The organism is Paraglaciecola sp. 2405UD69-4 (assembly GCF_047525415.1).
Classification (GTDB): Bacteria; Pseudomonadota; Gammaproteobacteria; order Enterobacterales; family Alteromonadaceae; genus Paraglaciecola.
Map to the genome: position 1 here is coordinate 614,484 of NZ_JBLIXM010000001.1, position 17,362 is coordinate 631,845.

13 protein-coding genes are annotated in these 17,362 nt (G+C 41.2%); 9 read left to right on the forward strand and 4 right to left on the reverse strand.

Annotated elements, in window-relative coordinates; translation table 11 throughout:
* Nucleotides 1-10: 10 nt before the first annotated feature.
* Complete coding sequence (locus ACMUMK_RS02755; RefSeq protein WP_414699592.1) at nt 11-382, reverse strand: DUF2750 domain-containing protein; 372 nt, start codon at nt 380-382, stop codon at nt 11-13.
* A gap of 71 nt (nt 383-453) precedes the next feature.
* Nucleotides 454-1,818, reverse strand: a complete 1,365-nt coding sequence (locus ACMUMK_RS02760; RefSeq protein WP_414699593.1) for a glycoside hydrolase family 2 TIM barrel-domain containing protein — start codon at nt 1,816-1,818, stop codon at nt 454-456.
* A 65-nt stretch (nt 1,819-1,883) separates the two neighbouring features.
* On the opposite strand from ACMUMK_RS02760, the gene ACMUMK_RS02765 reads away from it, so the two are divergent.
* From ACMUMK_RS02765 to ACMUMK_RS02790, 6 genes are all read left to right on the forward strand, one after another.
* The gene (locus ACMUMK_RS02765) at nt 1,884-2,723 is read left to right on the forward strand and encodes a hypothetical protein (protein ID WP_414699594.1); all 840 of its coding nucleotides are present in this window, start codon (nt 1,884-1,886) and stop codon (nt 2,721-2,723) included.
* A gap of 62 nt (nt 2,724-2,785) precedes the next feature.
* Nucleotides 2,786-3,025 carry a DUF2164 domain-containing protein gene (locus ACMUMK_RS02770; protein WP_133471374.1) on the forward strand — a complete coding sequence of 80 codons (240 nt, stop codon included), beginning with the start codon at nt 2,786-2,788 and terminating at the stop codon, nt 3,023-3,025.
* 83 nt (nt 3,026-3,108) lie between these two features.
* On the forward strand, nt 3,109-5,082 hold the full coding sequence (locus tag ACMUMK_RS02775; RefSeq protein WP_414699595.1) for a RecQ family ATP-dependent DNA helicase: 1,974 nt from the start codon (nt 3,109-3,111) through the stop codon (nt 5,080-5,082).
* Between the two features lie 413 nt (nt 5,083-5,495).
* The gene (locus ACMUMK_RS02780; protein WP_414699596.1) at nt 5,496-5,897 is read left to right on the forward strand and encodes a hypothetical protein; all 402 of its coding nucleotides are present in this window, start codon (nt 5,496-5,498) and stop codon (nt 5,895-5,897) included.
* 380 nt (nt 5,898-6,277) lie between these two features.
* Nucleotides 6,278-7,261 (forward strand): transposase, encoded by a 984-nt coding sequence (locus ACMUMK_RS02785; protein WP_414699597.1) that lies wholly within the window; start codon nt 6,278-6,280, stop codon nt 7,259-7,261.
* A gap of 550 nt (nt 7,262-7,811) precedes the next feature.
* Entirely contained in the window at nt 7,812-8,150 is a 339-nt protein-coding gene (locus ACMUMK_RS02790) for a hypothetical protein (protein WP_414699598.1), read from the forward strand.
* Between the two features lie 775 nt (nt 8,151-8,925).
* On the opposite strand, the gene ACMUMK_RS02795 is transcribed toward ACMUMK_RS02790, so the two are convergent.
* Nucleotides 8,926-10,074 (reverse strand): alpha-hydroxy acid oxidase, encoded by a 1,149-nt coding sequence (locus ACMUMK_RS02795; RefSeq protein WP_414699599.1) that lies wholly within the window; start codon nt 10,072-10,074, stop codon nt 8,926-8,928.
* Between the two features lie 106 nt (nt 10,075-10,180).
* Here ACMUMK_RS02795 and ACMUMK_RS02800 point away from each other — a divergent pair, with 106 nt between their 5' ends.
* Entirely contained in the window at nt 10,181-11,080 is a 900-nt protein-coding gene (locus ACMUMK_RS02800; protein WP_414699600.1) for a LysR family transcriptional regulator, read from the forward strand.
* A 96-nt stretch (nt 11,081-11,176) separates the two neighbouring features.
* Here the strand turns inward: ACMUMK_RS02800 and ACMUMK_RS02805 are convergent, their stop codons facing one another.
* On the reverse strand, nt 11,177-12,559 hold the full coding sequence (locus ACMUMK_RS02805; protein WP_414699601.1) for an NAD-dependent succinate-semialdehyde dehydrogenase: 1,383 nt from the start codon (nt 12,557-12,559) through the stop codon (nt 11,177-11,179).
* Between the two features lie 422 nt (nt 12,560-12,981).
* Here ACMUMK_RS02805 and ACMUMK_RS02810 point away from each other — a divergent pair, with 422 nt between their 5' ends.
* Nucleotides 12,982-14,091, forward strand: a complete 1,110-nt coding sequence (locus ACMUMK_RS02810) for an efflux RND transporter periplasmic adaptor subunit (protein WP_414699602.1) — start codon at nt 12,982-12,984, stop codon at nt 14,089-14,091.
* Entirely contained in the window at nt 14,091-17,210 is a 3,120-nt protein-coding gene (locus tag ACMUMK_RS02815) for an efflux RND transporter permease subunit (protein ID WP_414699603.1), read from the forward strand. Before ACMUMK_RS02810 ends, ACMUMK_RS02815 begins: the two co-directional genes overlap by 1 nt.
* Nucleotides 17,211-17,362: the final 152 nt, after the last annotated feature.

A 17,362-nucleotide genomic window follows, 5' to 3' on the forward strand; every position in this document is an offset into this window, starting at 1 on the left:
TGTAGTAGAATTATTTTTTAGCTTGGTTCTTTAGCTCTAAATCAAATTCATAAGCTGATAAAACTAGGCCTTGGTCGTTTTCATCAGGAAATACAACAATAGCCACATCGTCGTCTTCTAAGCCTTGGCTCCAGCGGCTATGCCAGGTTTTTAAGTCAATGGCATGGGGTTGGCACTCAGCCCAGTCACCAGTGGCCCAATCTTGCGCAGTGGCTTGGCTTGGCCAAACTGGGGCGCAGTCTTCGTCTTCGGTGTTTAGCATAACGCAACCGTCTTGGTCTGTGAGGATCCAAATTTGATTTGCTGCAACACACTCTTTTACTAGGTAGTTAAGGCGTTGTTCTGGGGTTAGGTTTGCAAACTCGCTGGCAGTGTTAGACATAGTCATTCCAAAATATAGTGTTCTAAATTATGGAGACTAGAGCAAAGTAACGCTCTAGTCTCTAGTTGTTTTTAATTCTGAACCATAAATGGAATATTTGCATTAGCTACATTATTGTTTCCGTCGTAGGCGTAATTAAATAAACGGTATTCACCGGGAGTTTTAGGGGCCACAAATGTCATTTCTACATAATCATTTGCAGTACTTGTGTTCACTATATTTAAGGTTAAGCTTGCTGGTTTGGCTTCGTAATGTCCTCCCTGACTACGGGCTTTAACTTCCTCCATTAGCACCCATTCATAGGACAAAGTGTCGCCATCTGGATCTGACACTAGTACTTTCACTGTGGCCGTTTGCCCGTGCTTTAAATAAACATTATCCACCGCTGTAATATTATCTATGGTAATGGCCTTTGATAAAGGTGCGCGGTTGCTAGGATATTGCCCAGTCCAAATTTTGGTGAGCTCATCAATACGGGCAGTGTGCTCCCCAGATTCATTGAACATGCCATACCAAGTAGGAGTACGCTCTTGTTTTTGGCCCCAGAAAAAAGCAAAGGACCCTATTATGTGCCCAGTTTGGTCGTTTATGATGACATCTTGCATACGTTTTGCCATACCTGCTGCTTTTACTGCGCTTGGCTCTTCGATTTCTCGGCCCCATTCGGTTGTTGGTAATTCCCAATGTCCCATAGGCCCAAACTCTGTGACCATGTAGGGTTTATCCACTTTACTTTGTGCAATGCTTTGGGGGACTGTGGTTAGGTCACCATAGGTTTGCACCGCAATAATATCGATATTTGGGGCGTATTTAACAACTTGCTGTATATGTGCAGGGTTGGCGCCAGCTAAGCTAAAGGTAGCAGGGTGGTTGGGATCATTTGCATGAATATAGTCAATGATGTCGCCCATGGCAGCGTACACCTTAGGGTTAACATCTTTTAATTTACCTTGGTCATCAAATAGTAGGTTAGGCTCGTTATTGATAACCCACATTAAAACATTAGGGTGGTTTTTATATTTCTCTATGGCAGCGGTCACTTCTTTAAATTGTTTAGCGACAGCGGCTTGGTCATTGTAATCAAACCCTAACAACTCTTTACCTGTGCTAATGCCTACAGCAATCATCAAGTCTAATTGCTCAGCTATCGCCAACTCTTCGTCAATGTGCTCCATACCCCAAGTTCTAAAGGTGTTACCGCCAGCTGCTTTTAATGCGACTACTTTTTCAATATTTTTAAATCCTAGGCCTACTCCTCTTACTTCATATGGTGCATCATTTACAGATAGTGAGTATTTACCTTCATGTTTTATTACTTTCACAACTGAGGGAGCGCTCGACTGCTCAGAACTTGTGCATGCACTTAAAAATAGACAAATGGGTACGACTAAAAAGAGTCTTGGTAAGCGAGACATAATAAAAATCGCAAGTTGCATAAATGGCCTTAATGTTAACTATATGTATTAAATTGTATGCTAGCTAATGGCCATTAAGTACTTAAATGGGCCTGAATTCGGCGACGTGGATTATTGAAGGGGTTAAGCGGATGGATAGAGTGCATTTTTGGAATGGCAATAAATCTGCCAGCAGGCAAGCTTATGAAGTGGCCTTACTTAAGGCTTGTTTGCGCATAACAGACGTTAACGGGCAAGCAACAAGTGTTTATATAGACAATACTGACTACCCCGGCGCGGCTGATGAAGGGCGTGTGTTTGAAACCGGGGTTGATGTGTTAGTTACCGTGGCAGGTAACAGTAAATTTGATGGTATCAATAAGCTAGTGGTCCCAAGTCCACTCACCAAGGGGTTGTTGGGGTTTAGGCTCTTGATAGTTAGAGACGCTTCATTACCTAAGTTTGCTAAATTTAGGTCTCAAGCACAATTACAACAGCATAGTATCGGGATCCCTAATACATGGGCCGATGCTGCCTTGTTTAGGCACAACCATTATCCAGTGGTTGAGCGAGGCTCTTTAGATGAATTGTTTCATCGCCTTAAGCACAAAGAGTTTGATTATGTGGCTTTAGGAGTGAATGAAATTGAGGACATTTATAATCACTTAGCAGCACCTTTAGGTGGCTTGAGCATAGAGCCATCTTTAATGCTTTATTATCCATTCCCCCTTGTTTTTTACGTTAATCCTAACCGTCCTGAGTTAGCTAAACGTTTACAAAAGGGCTTGCAGGCTTTACAAGATACTAATGAATTTTCGACAATTTTTAATCTCTATCATGATAACCTGCTTGAAAAATTTAGCTTAGCAGAGCGCACACTTTTTACATTAGAAAATCCACAGTTACCTCAAAGCATGGTTAACTTCCAAGCTAGCCTGCTTGATTAAGTACACTTACATAAAAGTTAGCACTCACTTATTTTATATTCCAATTTATTCGGAGAGTACCAGTGTCAAAAATTGAGTTTTCGTCGCAACAAAAAGAACAAATTATCACTAAGTTACAAAAGTTTATGTCCTCAGAGTTAGACTTAGAGCTTGGGCAATTTGATGCAGATTTCTTGATTGATTTTATTTCTAAAGAAATGGGGAGTCTTTACTATAATCAAGGACTATACGATGCTCAGGCAGTATTGGTAGACAGAATGGATTCACTTACCGATGCAATTTATCAGTTAGAGAAATCTTAAATGGCGCTGACCATTAATCTAGCTAACAAACCTTGCCTTGAAACTTTGAAGCTTAGTGACAGTAAACAAGGAAGGTACAACAAATGAATTCAAATCCAGATCACACGCAATTACTGCAAACCTTGTTTGGGTTCTCAGCATTTCGCACTGGCCAACAAAAAGTGGTAGATGGCCTATTAAATCAGCGCTCAACACTTGCTATATTTCCAACCGGGTCGGGCAAGTCTTTGTGTTACCAGTTTGTGGCCACCCAATTGCCCCATCTAACCTTAGTGGTATCACCGCTATTAGCGTTAATGAAAGACCAACTTGAATTCTTACACAGTAAAGGTATCGCAGCGGCCAGTATCGATTCGACCTTAACTGCTCAGCAAAACAAACAGGTAATGCACGATGTGCGTTCAGGCCAATGCAAAATATTAATGGTGTCGGTAGAGCGTTTTAAAAACGAACGTTTTAGGCAGTTTATAGAGTCTATTCAAGTATCTATGCTGGTGGTTGATGAAGCCCACTGTATCTCTGAATGGGGCCATAACTTTCGACCCGACTATTTAAAACTTCCAGCCTATAAGCAAGAACTCAAGATACCTTTGGTACTGTTACTCACAGCAACGGCCACTAAAAAAGTTAAGCAAGACATGGCCAGCAGGTTTGCCATTGCCCCAAATGACATAATTCAAACGGGGTTTTATCGTTCTAACCTTAACCTTAATGTGGTGCCCGTAATCGAGGTCCATAAAAATCAAGCGCTATTAAAACAAGTGTCACAGCAGCAAGGGGCTGGAATTGTTTATGTCACATTGCAGCAAACGGCAGAACAAATAGCAGGTTTTTTAAAGCAAAATGGCTGCGTGGCAAAAGCTTACCATGCCGGATTAGACAGTGAAATTAGGCAGTCCATTCAGCAGGACTTTATGGAAAACAAGCTGCAAGTAGTGGTGGCCACCATTGCCTTTGGTATGGGGATAGACAAATCAGACATACGTTTTGTGGTGCACTACGATTTACCCAAATCTATTGAAAACTACAGCCAAGAAATAGGCCGTGGAGGCCGAGATGGGCAAGCTGCTAATTGCACTGTGTTAGCTAATTTAGATGGCTTAGTGACAATCGAAAACTTTGTATATGGTGATACCCCAGACTTGCCAGCCATTCAGCGGGTCATAGACGATATTGCCGCCCAAGGTACTGAGATATCGAATCTCGGGCAATTTCAATGGGAAACCCAAATCAATAGCTTGTCGACCTTGAGTAATATTCGCCAATTACCCCTAAAAACCTTATTGGTGCAGCTTGAACTTGCCAAGGTCATTCGCCCTTTATACGCCTACTTTGGCGAGTTTAAATATAAATTCATCACAGACAAAGGGACAATTTTAAGTCAGTTTTCTAAAGAACGAAGTGATTTTCTCAATGCCGTATTTACCCATACCGCTATGAAAAAGGTTTGGGGTGTAGTGAATTTTGATGAGATTTATCAAGCATATGGAGCCGAGCGCAGTAGGGTGGTGACAGCCTTAGAATATTTACACGAACACAATCATATTGAACTAGCCTCTCGGTTAATTACCGATGTTTACCAAGTTAATCAACAAGCCTTATTAGCACCAGACTTAGCTAAAACCTTAGCCCAGTATTTTGCAGAGAACGAACTAAAAGAAGTGAAGCGTATTGCCGCACTTGTGCGATTTTTTGAATTAGGTAAATGCTTAAACTTTAATCTATCCGCTTACTTTGATGACAAGCAAGTACCCGAGCATTGTGGCCATTGCAGTGTATGTAACGGCCAAGTGGCAAAACTAGAATACTCAAACCCAATTGCAGTACCCGATAAAGTACAAGTGGTAGAGGCCATGTCAGCGCTACAAACTCACCTTGCTGATAAAACCGATGTGCCTTTAACCGAGTCTATCTACTGTCGATTTTTAACCGCCATGACCATGCCCTTGTTCACCCGTTTAAAAGTGAGGCAAGTGGCAGGGTTTGGTAGTTTTGAGCATTGTCGTTATGGGGATGTTAAGCAAGTTGTGAGGGAGGTGTTGGGCCAGGCTTTATGATGTTGTGTTTGGCGCACAGGGTATCACTGCGTGATGGAGCATGTGCTTCACACACAAGGCATTCGCTTTACTCACAGAAAAAAAGCATACAGAACTTGTAGGTTGGGCTTTAGCCCGCCAGCTTGTCTGTCGGCAACTATTAAATGCTATATCAAAAGTACGGCCGCGGCATTTTTGAATGCTATTAGTACTGCTAATTTATCCAGTTTTGATTGAAATTCCGCATAACAGCAAGATCTAGGAAAAATTCTGTGTTTCCCCATTGGCTGAATGAGTAGGTGGTAATAAAGTTAACCTGTACAATGGGTTAGAGGCTATGGTAAGAAAGAATAATGTAGAAAGGCGAAAAAATTCCATATTTAAACACGGAATTTTTCCGGATATTAATATTGTTAGATGACAGGACAGTTACTTTGAAAACAGTTACAGATAGGAAGTTACTAAAAAAAATCTACTCTCTGTATGAGAAAGATTATCTCAATTTTGATAAAGATAATCCTAACCGCTCTGCAAAAATATATGTTCCTATAGATTGCAATTTAGTAGCGGAAAAATTATCAACTGAGCCGGGATTAATTTTCGGGCGCCTTTATTACCATTTGGATAAAAAGTACCGTTATAAGCAAGAAAACGGAAGTAATGTACATCTATTCGCAATGAAAGTGGGTTCAGATATAAATGCTATTCATTTCCCCTTGCTCGCTTCAGTTATAGCAGAGCTTGATGATTCATTCAGGCGGTTTACGATACCTCTTGTAATATCATCATTGGCATTTTTAGTGTCGCTGGGCAGTTTGGTGACAAATGTCATCTAACAATCAAATGTTGGGGACACAAACACGCGGGCTGCTTCGCAGTATAGCCCACGCGTTTGTGCCACCTAATTAGGGCGTTATGTTTCTTATGAATATTTGTAATCATCAAATTAGCGTATTAAAAAATATAGTGTGTACCGAAGCCTTTCCAGCTAAATGTAATCTTTGCGGGTGTAAAGTAATTCGGCAGCACACGGCATTAGCAAATATTTTAATTGGTTTATTTGCTTTTGGTGGTTTATTGCTTTTATCACTACTAATTGTATTCTTTGAATATGCGGGTTTCATCAAATAACTATAAAGACACCCTTAATTAAAATGGCATTATTTTGTAACTGAGCTAGGCTTTTGTTTATAAAATAAATCAAAGGATTGATGTCATGCCTCAGCCACGGAAGTCTCAAATTTGTTTGCAAGATACTCCTTATTACCATTGTGTTTCTCGTTGTGTTCGCCGCTCTTTTTTATGTGGAGTGGATGATTATTCAGGTCAAAGCTATGAGCATCGGAGAGGGTGGGTTGAAGACAGGTTGTTGTTTTTAACTTCTGTATTAGCGATTGATGTGTGTGCTTATGCGGTGATGAGTAATCATGTGCATGTGGTGTTACATGTCAATGCAGAGCAGGCTGAGGCTTGGAGTGATGAAGAGGTCATAAACCGGTGGCATAGGTTGCACAAAGGCACACTGCTGACACAAATGTTTGCTAGGGGCGATACACTCACCCAAGGTCAATTACTCACGTTAGATGAAACCACAGTTGAATACAGAAGACGTTTACACGACATTAGCTGGCTAATGCGTGACTTAAATGAATATATCGCTCGAGAAGCTAATAAAGAGGATGATTGTACGGGCCGCTTCTGGGAAGGCAGGTTCAAATCTCAAGCCCTTTTAGATGAGTCAGCAGTACTGGCCTGTATGGCCTATGTAGACTTAAACCCCATCAGGGCCAAAATTGCGAAAACGCCAGAAACATCAAAACACACAAGTATTCAAAAACGAACTCAAGCTATCAAACTAAATAACAATCAACCCCAACAACTTATGCCTTTTGTAGGTAACCACAGAGGAAACATGCCCCAAGGCATAGCGTTTAGCTTAAAAGATTACTGTGAGTTAGTTGACACCACAGGCCGCATCATACGAGAAGACAAACGAGGATATATAAACCCAATCCAATCCCCCATATTACAAAGGTTAGGTTTAGATGATGAACAATGGCTCACCCTCTCCACAGAATTTGAACAGCACTTTTGCTACGCAGCAGGTGCAGAAATAATGATGAATCAATTTAAGCGTCATACAGGCCATCAACGACTTCGAGGAATGGGAAAAGCTAAAGAATTATTACAACCCGCATAACCACTAAAATTCAAAACAAAGCGAATACTACAACCTAGTTACGCCTGCAAAATACCAATTTAGCCTTGATTAATAAAAAGTACGAAGACCCCTCTGGTACCTCATTCAACTAGCTAGATATCTCTCATAAACGATAATAAAGCCAAATGTTTAAGTGTATGTATTAGTTATGGGTGTCATGATTAGCTATTCTGTATTAGTTATGGGTGTCATGATTAGCTATTCAACCTATACCAGTCGACATAGCACTTGCTAACAAAAGTTATGTAGCAGATTATGGAGAGGTTCTAATCAACCTGCCTGAAGAAACTTGGGAAACATCTTGTGCTCAATTGATGGGTGATTATTGGCAAATTATAGTCGACCTTTTCACCGAAAATGAAGGGCGGAGTGACTTAGAGTTAAACGGTCGAGTAATGGAAAAAAACGGTAATATAAGTTTAGAGATAGGGTTAATTTATGTGCCATAACGAGGTGGCGCAATCTAACAAAACCATCAACCGGGTTTGTGGACAGTGTTATGTAAAGGATTGAAGTGAAGAGAAGCTCAATGAAAAAGGAATTTGTTGCGGGGGTAATCCTCACGTTAGTTTTTACCGGAACTGCCGTGGTTGGTATTTATGGTACGACCCTCCCGCACTTCTCAATTGAGCTTAAGAGAGGGGTATATTGCTTCAGCGGTCTTACGAAAGATATTTTTCTCACATCATTGATCTTGTGGGCCCCGGCAGTTAATACAGTTATCTATTTAGGGCTAAGAATTCGTGCAGGTCACTCAGTCAGCATTATTCAAAACAAAACTATATCTGCCTTGCTGTTAGGTCTTTTTTTCGGCTCGGCAACTGGTATATTTGTTAGTCTGTTTGTCGCGGGTAGGCAATGTGGCTAATTTACATAACAAAAAGTTCAGCCTGACCTCCGCTGCGTCTTTTGTTTTTGTGGCTTTACGCTTACGCTACCACAAAAACAAACAACTCCGCTCCGGCAGGTTAACTTGGCGTTATGTGTAAAATGAAGAATCATATATTTGTGATAATAACAATTGCCATATTTAGCTTTCAGGCCTCTGCTACTAGAGTTGTTAGCTGCAACGAAGGTGATGCAGAATATATTACAAACCAATTCTCCTCTGGCAATTTAAATCCCAACAATAAAATAGTTAAAGAATTTCTGAGAGGTAGTTTAAGTTACAACGAGATCTGCGAAGTTAGAAATCAAATAATTATGGATGACTTAGGCTTTACTTTATATAAGCCTTCCAATGAAACGGTAAATTACATAGCTATATACAATGGTTTAGACGGTAGCTATGTTTTATATGGTCCACTAACAAGGTAATTTACACACAACAAATGCTTTATTATTTTACAAAGACACCCTTAATTAAAATGGCATTATTTTGTAACCCAGCTTCAACCTTGAACCTGAGTGAGTGTTTTGCTAATTATATTTAGAATGGGTGTCATTGTTAGCTAGGGTGAGTGTTTTGCTAATTTTTAGAATGGGTGTCATGGTTAGCTAGAGAATATTTACCTGCAATGCAAAGCTGATGTAAAACAAAATTGAGGAAAGTAGTCGAGTCGTACTTGACCCGACTGAAGGGTCCATATCTGTCTTTATTACTTTTATTTCTTTGGGTTATTAGGCTTTTATGGCTACCTAAACTAGGAACGAAAACGCAAATTATTAGTCGACAATTGCTCTATTGAGGTTTTTCCCATTAATTTCATGCCTCGTTCTAACTCTGCTCGCATTAAACCTAATGCTCTTTCAACGCCAGGTTGCCCAGCCGCTGCTAGCGGGTAAAGGTACATTCTGCCAATGCCTACGGCTTTTGCTCCTAAGGATAGCGCTTTTAGTACATGGGTACCGCGTTGTACTCCGCTATCAAAAATCACGTCTATTTCATCGCCTACTTCATCGACAATTTCGGCAAGCTGGTCAAAAGAGCTTCGCGAGCCGTCTAATTGGCGACCTCCATGATTAGATATCACAATGCCGGTGCAGCCAATATCTACCGCTTTTCTTGCATCTTCGCGGCTCATAATGCCTTTTAAGCAAAATTCACCGTCCCAAAATTTGACCATTTCAGCTACATCGTCCCAGTTCATTGAAGGGTCAAGCATGTTGGTAAAGTAATCTCCAATAGAAGATGCTCCTCCACTCATATCAAGGTGGTCGTCAAGTTGTGGTAATCGAAAGCGTTCGTGGGTCACATAATTGATGCCCCACATGGGCTTGATTGCAAATTGCAACATACCAGCTAGCGTTAGGCGGAAAGGAATAGAAAACCCAGTGCGTAAATCCCGTTCACGGTTACCGCCCGTGATGGAGTCAACCGTTAGCATCATTACTTGAATGCCGGATGCTTTGGCTCGTTCCATCATGGCTCGGTTTAACCCGCGGTCTTTATGAAAATAAAACTGGTATACCTGAGGAGTATCAACTTGCTTGGCGATCTCTTCCATGCTGACAGTACCAAGAGAAGACACACCAAACATAGTGCCATATTTTTCTGCTGCCGTTGCTACGGCTCTTTCACCTTGGTGATGAAATAAACGTTGTAAGGCTGTGGGTGAGCAGTAAACGGGCATATCTAACTTTTGACCCATTACTGTTACAGAGAGGTCGATATCTTTTACACCGGTCAAGACGTTAGGGACTAAGTCACAGGTTTCAAATGCAGCAGTGTTGCGGCGATAAGTTGACTCATCATCAGAGCCACCATCAATATAATTGAAAATCGGACTGGGCAGACGCTTTTTAGCTAACGTCCTGAAATCATGAAAGTTATGGCAGTCTTTAAGTCGCATAATGGTATTTCTTCTAAGGGAACATATAACTCATTATAATCATGCTTTTATTTGCAATAAATACGACATAAAATAATAAACTATTTCCTAAAACGGCCTAATAGTTTTGAATTCAGCAGATTTAACCCTCTTTGTGTACGTCGCTGATAGCGGCTCTTTTAATAAGGCTGCACTTAAAGCTGGCTTATCTACCCCAGCGTTAAGTAAAAAAATAAGTAAACTAGAACAAGCGCTTGGCGTACAACTGATTCACCGCACAACCAGGCGCCTTAGCTTAACAGAAGCAGGTGAAAACCTTTATGTTCATGCCAAAAACATAGAAGGCCAAGTCAGTGATGCCATTGCTTCTGTCTCTGCCTTCAGTCAAGGCATTCGCGGCAATATTAAAATATCGGTACCAACCATATCTGGAGAGCTGCTTTTAGCAGAAGCCATTGCTGAGTTTTGTCAAATGTACCCCAATATTACTGTTGATATGCGACTTGATAATGGCTTTGCTGACTTGCTTGAAGAAGGCTTAGATCTTGTGATACGAACAGGAAAACTAGAGGATTCAAGCCTAATTGCCAAGCCATTGATTCAGTCAAACTGGGTTGTCTGTTGTTCCCCTAAATATATAAAAAAGCACGGTGAAATAAAAAGCATAGAGCAGCTTAAAAATCACAATTGCCTTGCTTATACCTATCAAGCACAAGGTTCGTTTGATTGGCGTTTTACTCAAAATGGGGTAGAAGAAAGCGTGCGCATCAGTGGTAGTTTAGCCACCAATAATGCTCAAGCATTACGTAAAGCTGCATTAGCTGGATTTGGGATTGTTTATGTACCACGCTGTTGCGTTTATGAGGATTTACAACAAGGAACATTGGTACCAATTTTGACTGAGTTTCAGCCTAGGAAACTCGGTGTTTATGGGGTTTACCCTTACACTAAATACCTACCTAAGAAATTAAAGCTACTGATTGCACATATCAAACAGGCTTATGAAAACAAAAAAGAATACTTTTGAGATTAAGCTCAACTGCTTTTAACTTAATTACTCATTTTAGGTATTCTACGGCGCACTTTTTTGTGCGCCTCTTGGTAAGTTATTGTAAGTAAATGTTTAAGCTGTTTCGGCAATGACGATTGATTTGATGTTTACAAATTCTTTAATACCAAAGCCTCCGTGTTCGCGGCCATAGCCACTACTTTTAACGCCTCCAAAGGGTAAGTTTGGTTGGGCTAAGCCATAACCGTTTATGTTGACCATACCAGTGTCGAAATGTTTCGTTGCCAGCTCAATTGCAGCTTCTTCGTTTTTAGAAAAAATGCCACCGCCGAGTCCGTAGCGTGAGTCATTGGCTATGCGCATAGCATCTTCATCATTTTTTGCTTTGATTAAGGCTGCTACTGGGCCAAACAATTCATCGTCATAAGCGGGCATGCCTGGGGTGACGTTTTCTAAAATTGATGCTGGGTAAAAATAGCCTTTTCCTTTAGGTATTTCACAACCACACACTACAGTAGCACCAGATTTTATTGATTCAGTAACCTGCTCATGCAGGGTCTCTCGCAGGTCTTTGCGTGCCATAGGACCTAGGTCAGTATCTTCGGCCTTTGGGTCTCCAAGCTTTAAGGCCATCATGGCTTGCGTGATACCTTGTTTGAAGTTGTCGTAATTTTTCTCAGTTACTATAAAGCGTTTAGCAGACACACAGGTTTCGCCATTATTGATTACTCTGGCTTTTACACAGGTTTTAACTGCTAATTCAATGTCGGCATCGTCTAGCACTAGGTAAGCATCATTACTGCCTAGCTCTAATACTGTCTTTTTACTGCGTTTGGCGGCTTGTTCTGCCACTTTTTTCCCAATTGCATCACTACCTGTAAAGGTTACGCCTTTGATTGCATCATGTTCAATCAGCTTGCTTGCTGTTTCACCGTCAATTAACAACGACTGGTACACATACCTAGGGAAGCCTGCCGCTTCAAATAACTCTTGGATTTTCAGTGCCATACCGAATACGTTAGAGGCGTGTTTCATGACTGTGGTGTTACCAGCCACTACATTGGTGATGCTGTATCTAATAACTTGGTATAGCGGGAAGTTCCAAGGTTGGATCCCGAGAATAACACCAATAGGTTGGTAGGTTACTATGGCTCTACCTTGTTGGTAATCACGCTCTTCATTGGCTAATTCTTTTTCAGCTATGCTGGCGGTGTAGCGGCAAATACCAGCGCATAGATCTACTTCTTGTTCTCCTTGAGATTGGACTTTACCCATTTCTTCAACCATTAACTTAACTAGCTGAGTTTTGTTGTGTTCTATTTGCTCGGCTAAAGCATTGGCTAGTTTGACCCGTTTTGATAGAGGGACTAATTTCCAATTTTGAAAGGTATCGTCTGCATGGTTAACAGCGCTTTCTGCCTCACTAGCTGAGAGAAGAGAATAGTTTTGTAATGGCGCTTCGGTGAAAGGATTAATAGTTTGAATAGAATTGCTCATATGTAAGCTGCCTTTTTTAGAATAAGAACTTACCGAATTGCAAACTTGAGACCAAACTCACACTAACATTTAACTATATGATTTATATTGATTTTATTTTATTCTTAAACATTACCTCAAACTGGATTAAATAAGATTGCAAATATTTCATTGTGGTAATGAGATATTTACAGACAAGGGATAGTAAGTTTTCTTAATTAAACTGCCATAGGTTACTAGCAAACTTGTGACTTATAGTTGCCAAATTTTGATCGGATTTACTGACTCAATTCGTAGTAGGTATCAGCTGTTTTGTGATTATTCTTTGTTAATTTGCTCACTGTCACCCTAGACGTATTTAGTAACATTTACTTTTGTTAATTCACTGCTTTCTTTTTTATAAATTAGTTAAAATGGCCAAGTTAACTCTATAAGGAATACCCATGTCATCAAAAATCTCTGTGTTTAAGAGACAACCCGCTTGGATTGCATTAATCATTTCTATTGCTTTATGTTTATGGATCGGCTCAGGAATGTTAGGGACAGAGGATAAAAAACCACCTGAAAAAAAGGCTTCTGATACAGCTTTAGTTAAAGTGACAGTTGAACGTATGCAGGCGACTGAAGTAACCAGAGAAATTACCTTATATGGTAGAACCGAGCCAGACAGAATGGCTACTTTGCGCTCTGAAGTACAAGGAAAGGTTAACGCTATTTATGTTCAAGAAGGGCAAAGAGTCATTAAGGGGCAAAAGCTAATAAGCCTAGATACCAATGATTCAACCAACCGCTTGGCGGCGGCTAAGTCTATTTTAAAGCAAAGAGAAGTGGAGCTAAAAGCTGCACAGTCTTTGAAAGAAAAAGGTTATCAATCACAAACAGCATTAGCCCAAGCAACCGCTAATTTAGAAATGGCGAAGGCTGATGTAACCGCTAATGAGTTGGCTATTTCTAGAGCTGAAATCACCGCTCCCTTTGATGGCGTGTTAAATCAACGTTTTGTAGAAGTAGGTGATTTACTTCGTGACGGTGACAAAATTGCAGAAGTGGTAGATTTAGACCCATTAGTCATTAGTGCACAAGTAACCGAATCAAACATCAAAGGCCTTAAACTGGGTCAAGCTGCCAAGGGGCGCATGGTCTCTGGTGACACCTTACAAGGGATTATTCGTTACATCTCTAGTGTGTCTGAGCCTGGCACTAATACCTTTCGAATCGAAGTGGCTGTGCCTAATCAAGATTATCAACAAATCGCTGGTATGAGTACTGAGTTGGTATTACCACTAGAAACCTCGTGGGCTGTGAATATATCACCGGCGGTTATGGCTCTAGATGAAAAAGGAAATCTAGGGGTAAAAGCTGTGGTTGATGAGCATGTTAAATTTGTTCCTATCGATATAGTGAAAAGTGATAGTGAAGGTGTGTGGTTATCTGGCCTTGGGCAAACCGCTGATGTCATTACCTTAGGCCATGGCTTTGTGCGGGAAGGTGACAAAGTTCAAGTAGAGTACGCCAATGAAAAGCCTCAAGCAGAACTAAATAAGGATATGTAATGAGAACTGTTATTGCCAGTGCCCTTAGCCATAGCCGCACTGTTTTAATGATCTTTGTGCTGCTTGTGGTATCTGGGTTAGTGACCTATTCAAATATCCCTAAAGAAGCTGAGCCAGACGTACCTATTCCAATTATTTATGTGTCTATTGTGCACGATGGTATTTCGCCAGAAGATTCTGAGCGAATGCTAGTTAAGCCAATGGAGCGGGAGCTGCGCTCCATTGATGGCCTTAAAGAGATGAGGGCTACATCTGGTGAAGGATTTGCCAGCATTACATTAGAATTTGTTGCAGGGTTAGACTCGGCAGAAGCCTTAGCAGATGTGCGAGACAAGGTCACTGTGGCTAAAGCTAAGTTACCAGCAGAAACCGAAGAGCCCACTATTCATGAAGTTACCATAGCTGGTGAAAAACCAGCGCTGACTGTGGTTTTATCTGGGCCAGTCTCAGAGCGCGCGCTAGTGACGGTAGGGCGGGAGTTAAAAAATAGGTTAGAAGGCATAAGCGAGGTCCTTGAAGTAGACATAGGCGGCGACCGCGAAGATATAGTAGAAATCGTAGTGGACCCGCTACTCATGGAGTCTTACGGTTTAGATCAAACAGATATTTTTAACTTGTTATCCCGCAACAATAAGTTAGTTCCAGCCGGTACTATGGATAATGGCAAGGGCAGTTTTGCTGTAAAAGTGCCATCTGTTTTTGAGTCTGTAAAAGATGTGATGGAGCAGCCAGTTAAGGTTGACGGTGAAAGTGTTATTACCTTCCAAGATGTGGCTCAGGTTAGGCGCTCTTATAAAGACCCAAGTAGTTTTGCTCGGCTAAATGGCGAGCCCTCAGTGTCTTTAGAGGTAAAAAAGCGCCCCGGTGAAAACATGCTTGAAACCGTGGCAAAAGTGAAAGAATTAGTATCTACGGCACAAGCTTCTGCTATTTGGCCTGCAAGTATCTCGGTAAGTTATACCGGTGACCAAAGCATCGAAGTTAATACTATGCTCAGTGACTTACAAAATAATGTCTCAAGCGCCATTATTTTAGTGGCAGTAGTGATAGTGGCAATTTTAGGACTACGCACAGCTTTATTGGTTGGGGTGTCTATTCCCGGTTCATTTTTGACAGGGATTTTAATTATTTCGTTGTTTGGTTACACCTTAAATATGGTGGTGCTGTTCTCACTTATCATGGCCGTGGGTATGTTAGTTGATGGGGCCATAGTGGTAACCGAATATGCCGACCGCTGCATGAGTGAAGGGTTAGACAAAAGAGCTGCATATGGCCGCGCTGCACAGCGTATGGCATGGCCAATTATTGCATCAACAGCTACGACTCTTGCGGCATTTGCGCCATTAATGTTTTGGCCAGGCATGATGGGTGAATTCATGAAGTATTTACCCTTTACCTTAATAGCTGTGTTGTCGGCTTCTTTACTTATGGCTTTGGTTTTTGTGCCTGTATTAGGAGGGGTATTTGGTAAGCCAAGGTATATCTCTGAATTTGATAAACAACAAATTCATGAAGCAGAAAACGGTGATATTCGTAACTTGCAAGGGTTTACAGGTAAGTATGTCCGTGTCTTAGACGGCGCGATTCAACGGCCTTGGAAAATGCTGCTGTTGGCAATTGTTGTGGCCATAGTGTCTTTTACTGCTTACGGTATGTCTGGCTTAGGCACGCAGTTTTTCCCTAATGTTGATGTTAAAGGTATCAATATCACTGTGCGCAGTGCAGGGGATATGTCTATTTATGAAAAAGATCAAGTTGTCAGAAAGGTTGAAAACCGACTCCTTGATATGGAAGAAATAGAAAACTTATATGTGCGCACCGGTGGCACAGATAGAGTAGGCTTTTTACGCCTTAATTTAGTGGATTGGCATTTGCGAGTACATTCAGACGAAGTACTTAAAAAAGTGCAAGAACGGGTAAAAGGCATGGCGGGTATGGATATTGAAATATCCCTTGATCAAAATGGACCCCAATCAGGTAAAGATTTACAAATTCAATTGTCGTCAAGGTTCCCAGAGCTTTTAGACGATGCGGCCTTGAAAGTAAGAGCTGCCCTGGATGCCAACGATAAATTTACGGCAGTAAGTGATACTGCCTCTAAACCTGGGATCGAGTGGCAGCTTAAAGTAAATAGAAGCGACGCCGCAAGATTTGGCGCTGATGCAACCTTAGTGGGAAGTACAGTTCAGTTTGTCACTAATGGGTTAAAAATTGGTGAGTACCGCCCCGATGACGTAGACGATGAGTTAGATATTCGGGTACGTTACCCAGTTGACTCAAGGTTTATCGGAAAACTAGATGATCTAAGAATGAAAACCGCCAGTGGAATGGTGCCTATTTCTAATTTTGTAGAGCGCACACCACAACCAAAAACTGACTCTATTAGGCACATAGACAGCCAGCGTGTCTTGACTGTTGAAGCCAATATGGTGCCGGGTGAGCTGTTAAGTATCGAGTTACCGAAATTACAACAACAATTACCCAGCTTAAACTTAGACCCTAGAGTCACTCTCACTGTTAAGGGCCAAAACGAAGAGCAAGATGAGTCCACCGCGTTTTTATCTAACGCTTTTTTAGTTGCCTTATTTGTTATGGCCATCATTTTAGTGACTCAGTTTAATAGTTTCTATCAAGCCTTTTTGATCCTAAGTGCTGTGTTGTTTTCAACTGTTGGGGTGTTCTTAGGCTTACTTATTTTCCAACAACCTTTCGGCATTGTTATGTCTGGGATTGGGGTGATTTCGTTGGCAGGTATAGTGGTGAACAATAATATTGTGCTGATAGACACCTACAATATCTTACGTAAAGAAGGCCTTCCTTATATGGAAGCGATACTGCGCACCGGTGCCCAAAGGTTGCGGCCAGTATTAATGACAACTGTCACCACTATATTAGGTTTACTACCTATGGTTGCGCAGATAAATATTGATTTTATCGGCCGTAATGTTGATATCGGTGGGCCGTCTACAGAGTGGTGGTCACAATTGGCGACTGCAGTGGCTGGTGGTTTGGCCTTTGCAACTGTGTTAACTCTGGTGTTAACGCCATGTATGTTGGCGTTAAAAGCCAGAAGAGATGAAAACAAGGCTCTGAAGATGGCGAAAACTGCTACCGCTTAGTGACATTGGGTGTTGTGGTATTGCCGTGCCTTGCTGTTTGCTGCAGTGATTATTGGAAGGTTAGCAATATAACTTCACCCAACTAAAAAACACCTAAATATTTGATGTGGCTTTTGCAATTGCAAAGGTCACTTATTCAAACTTTAGCTGGG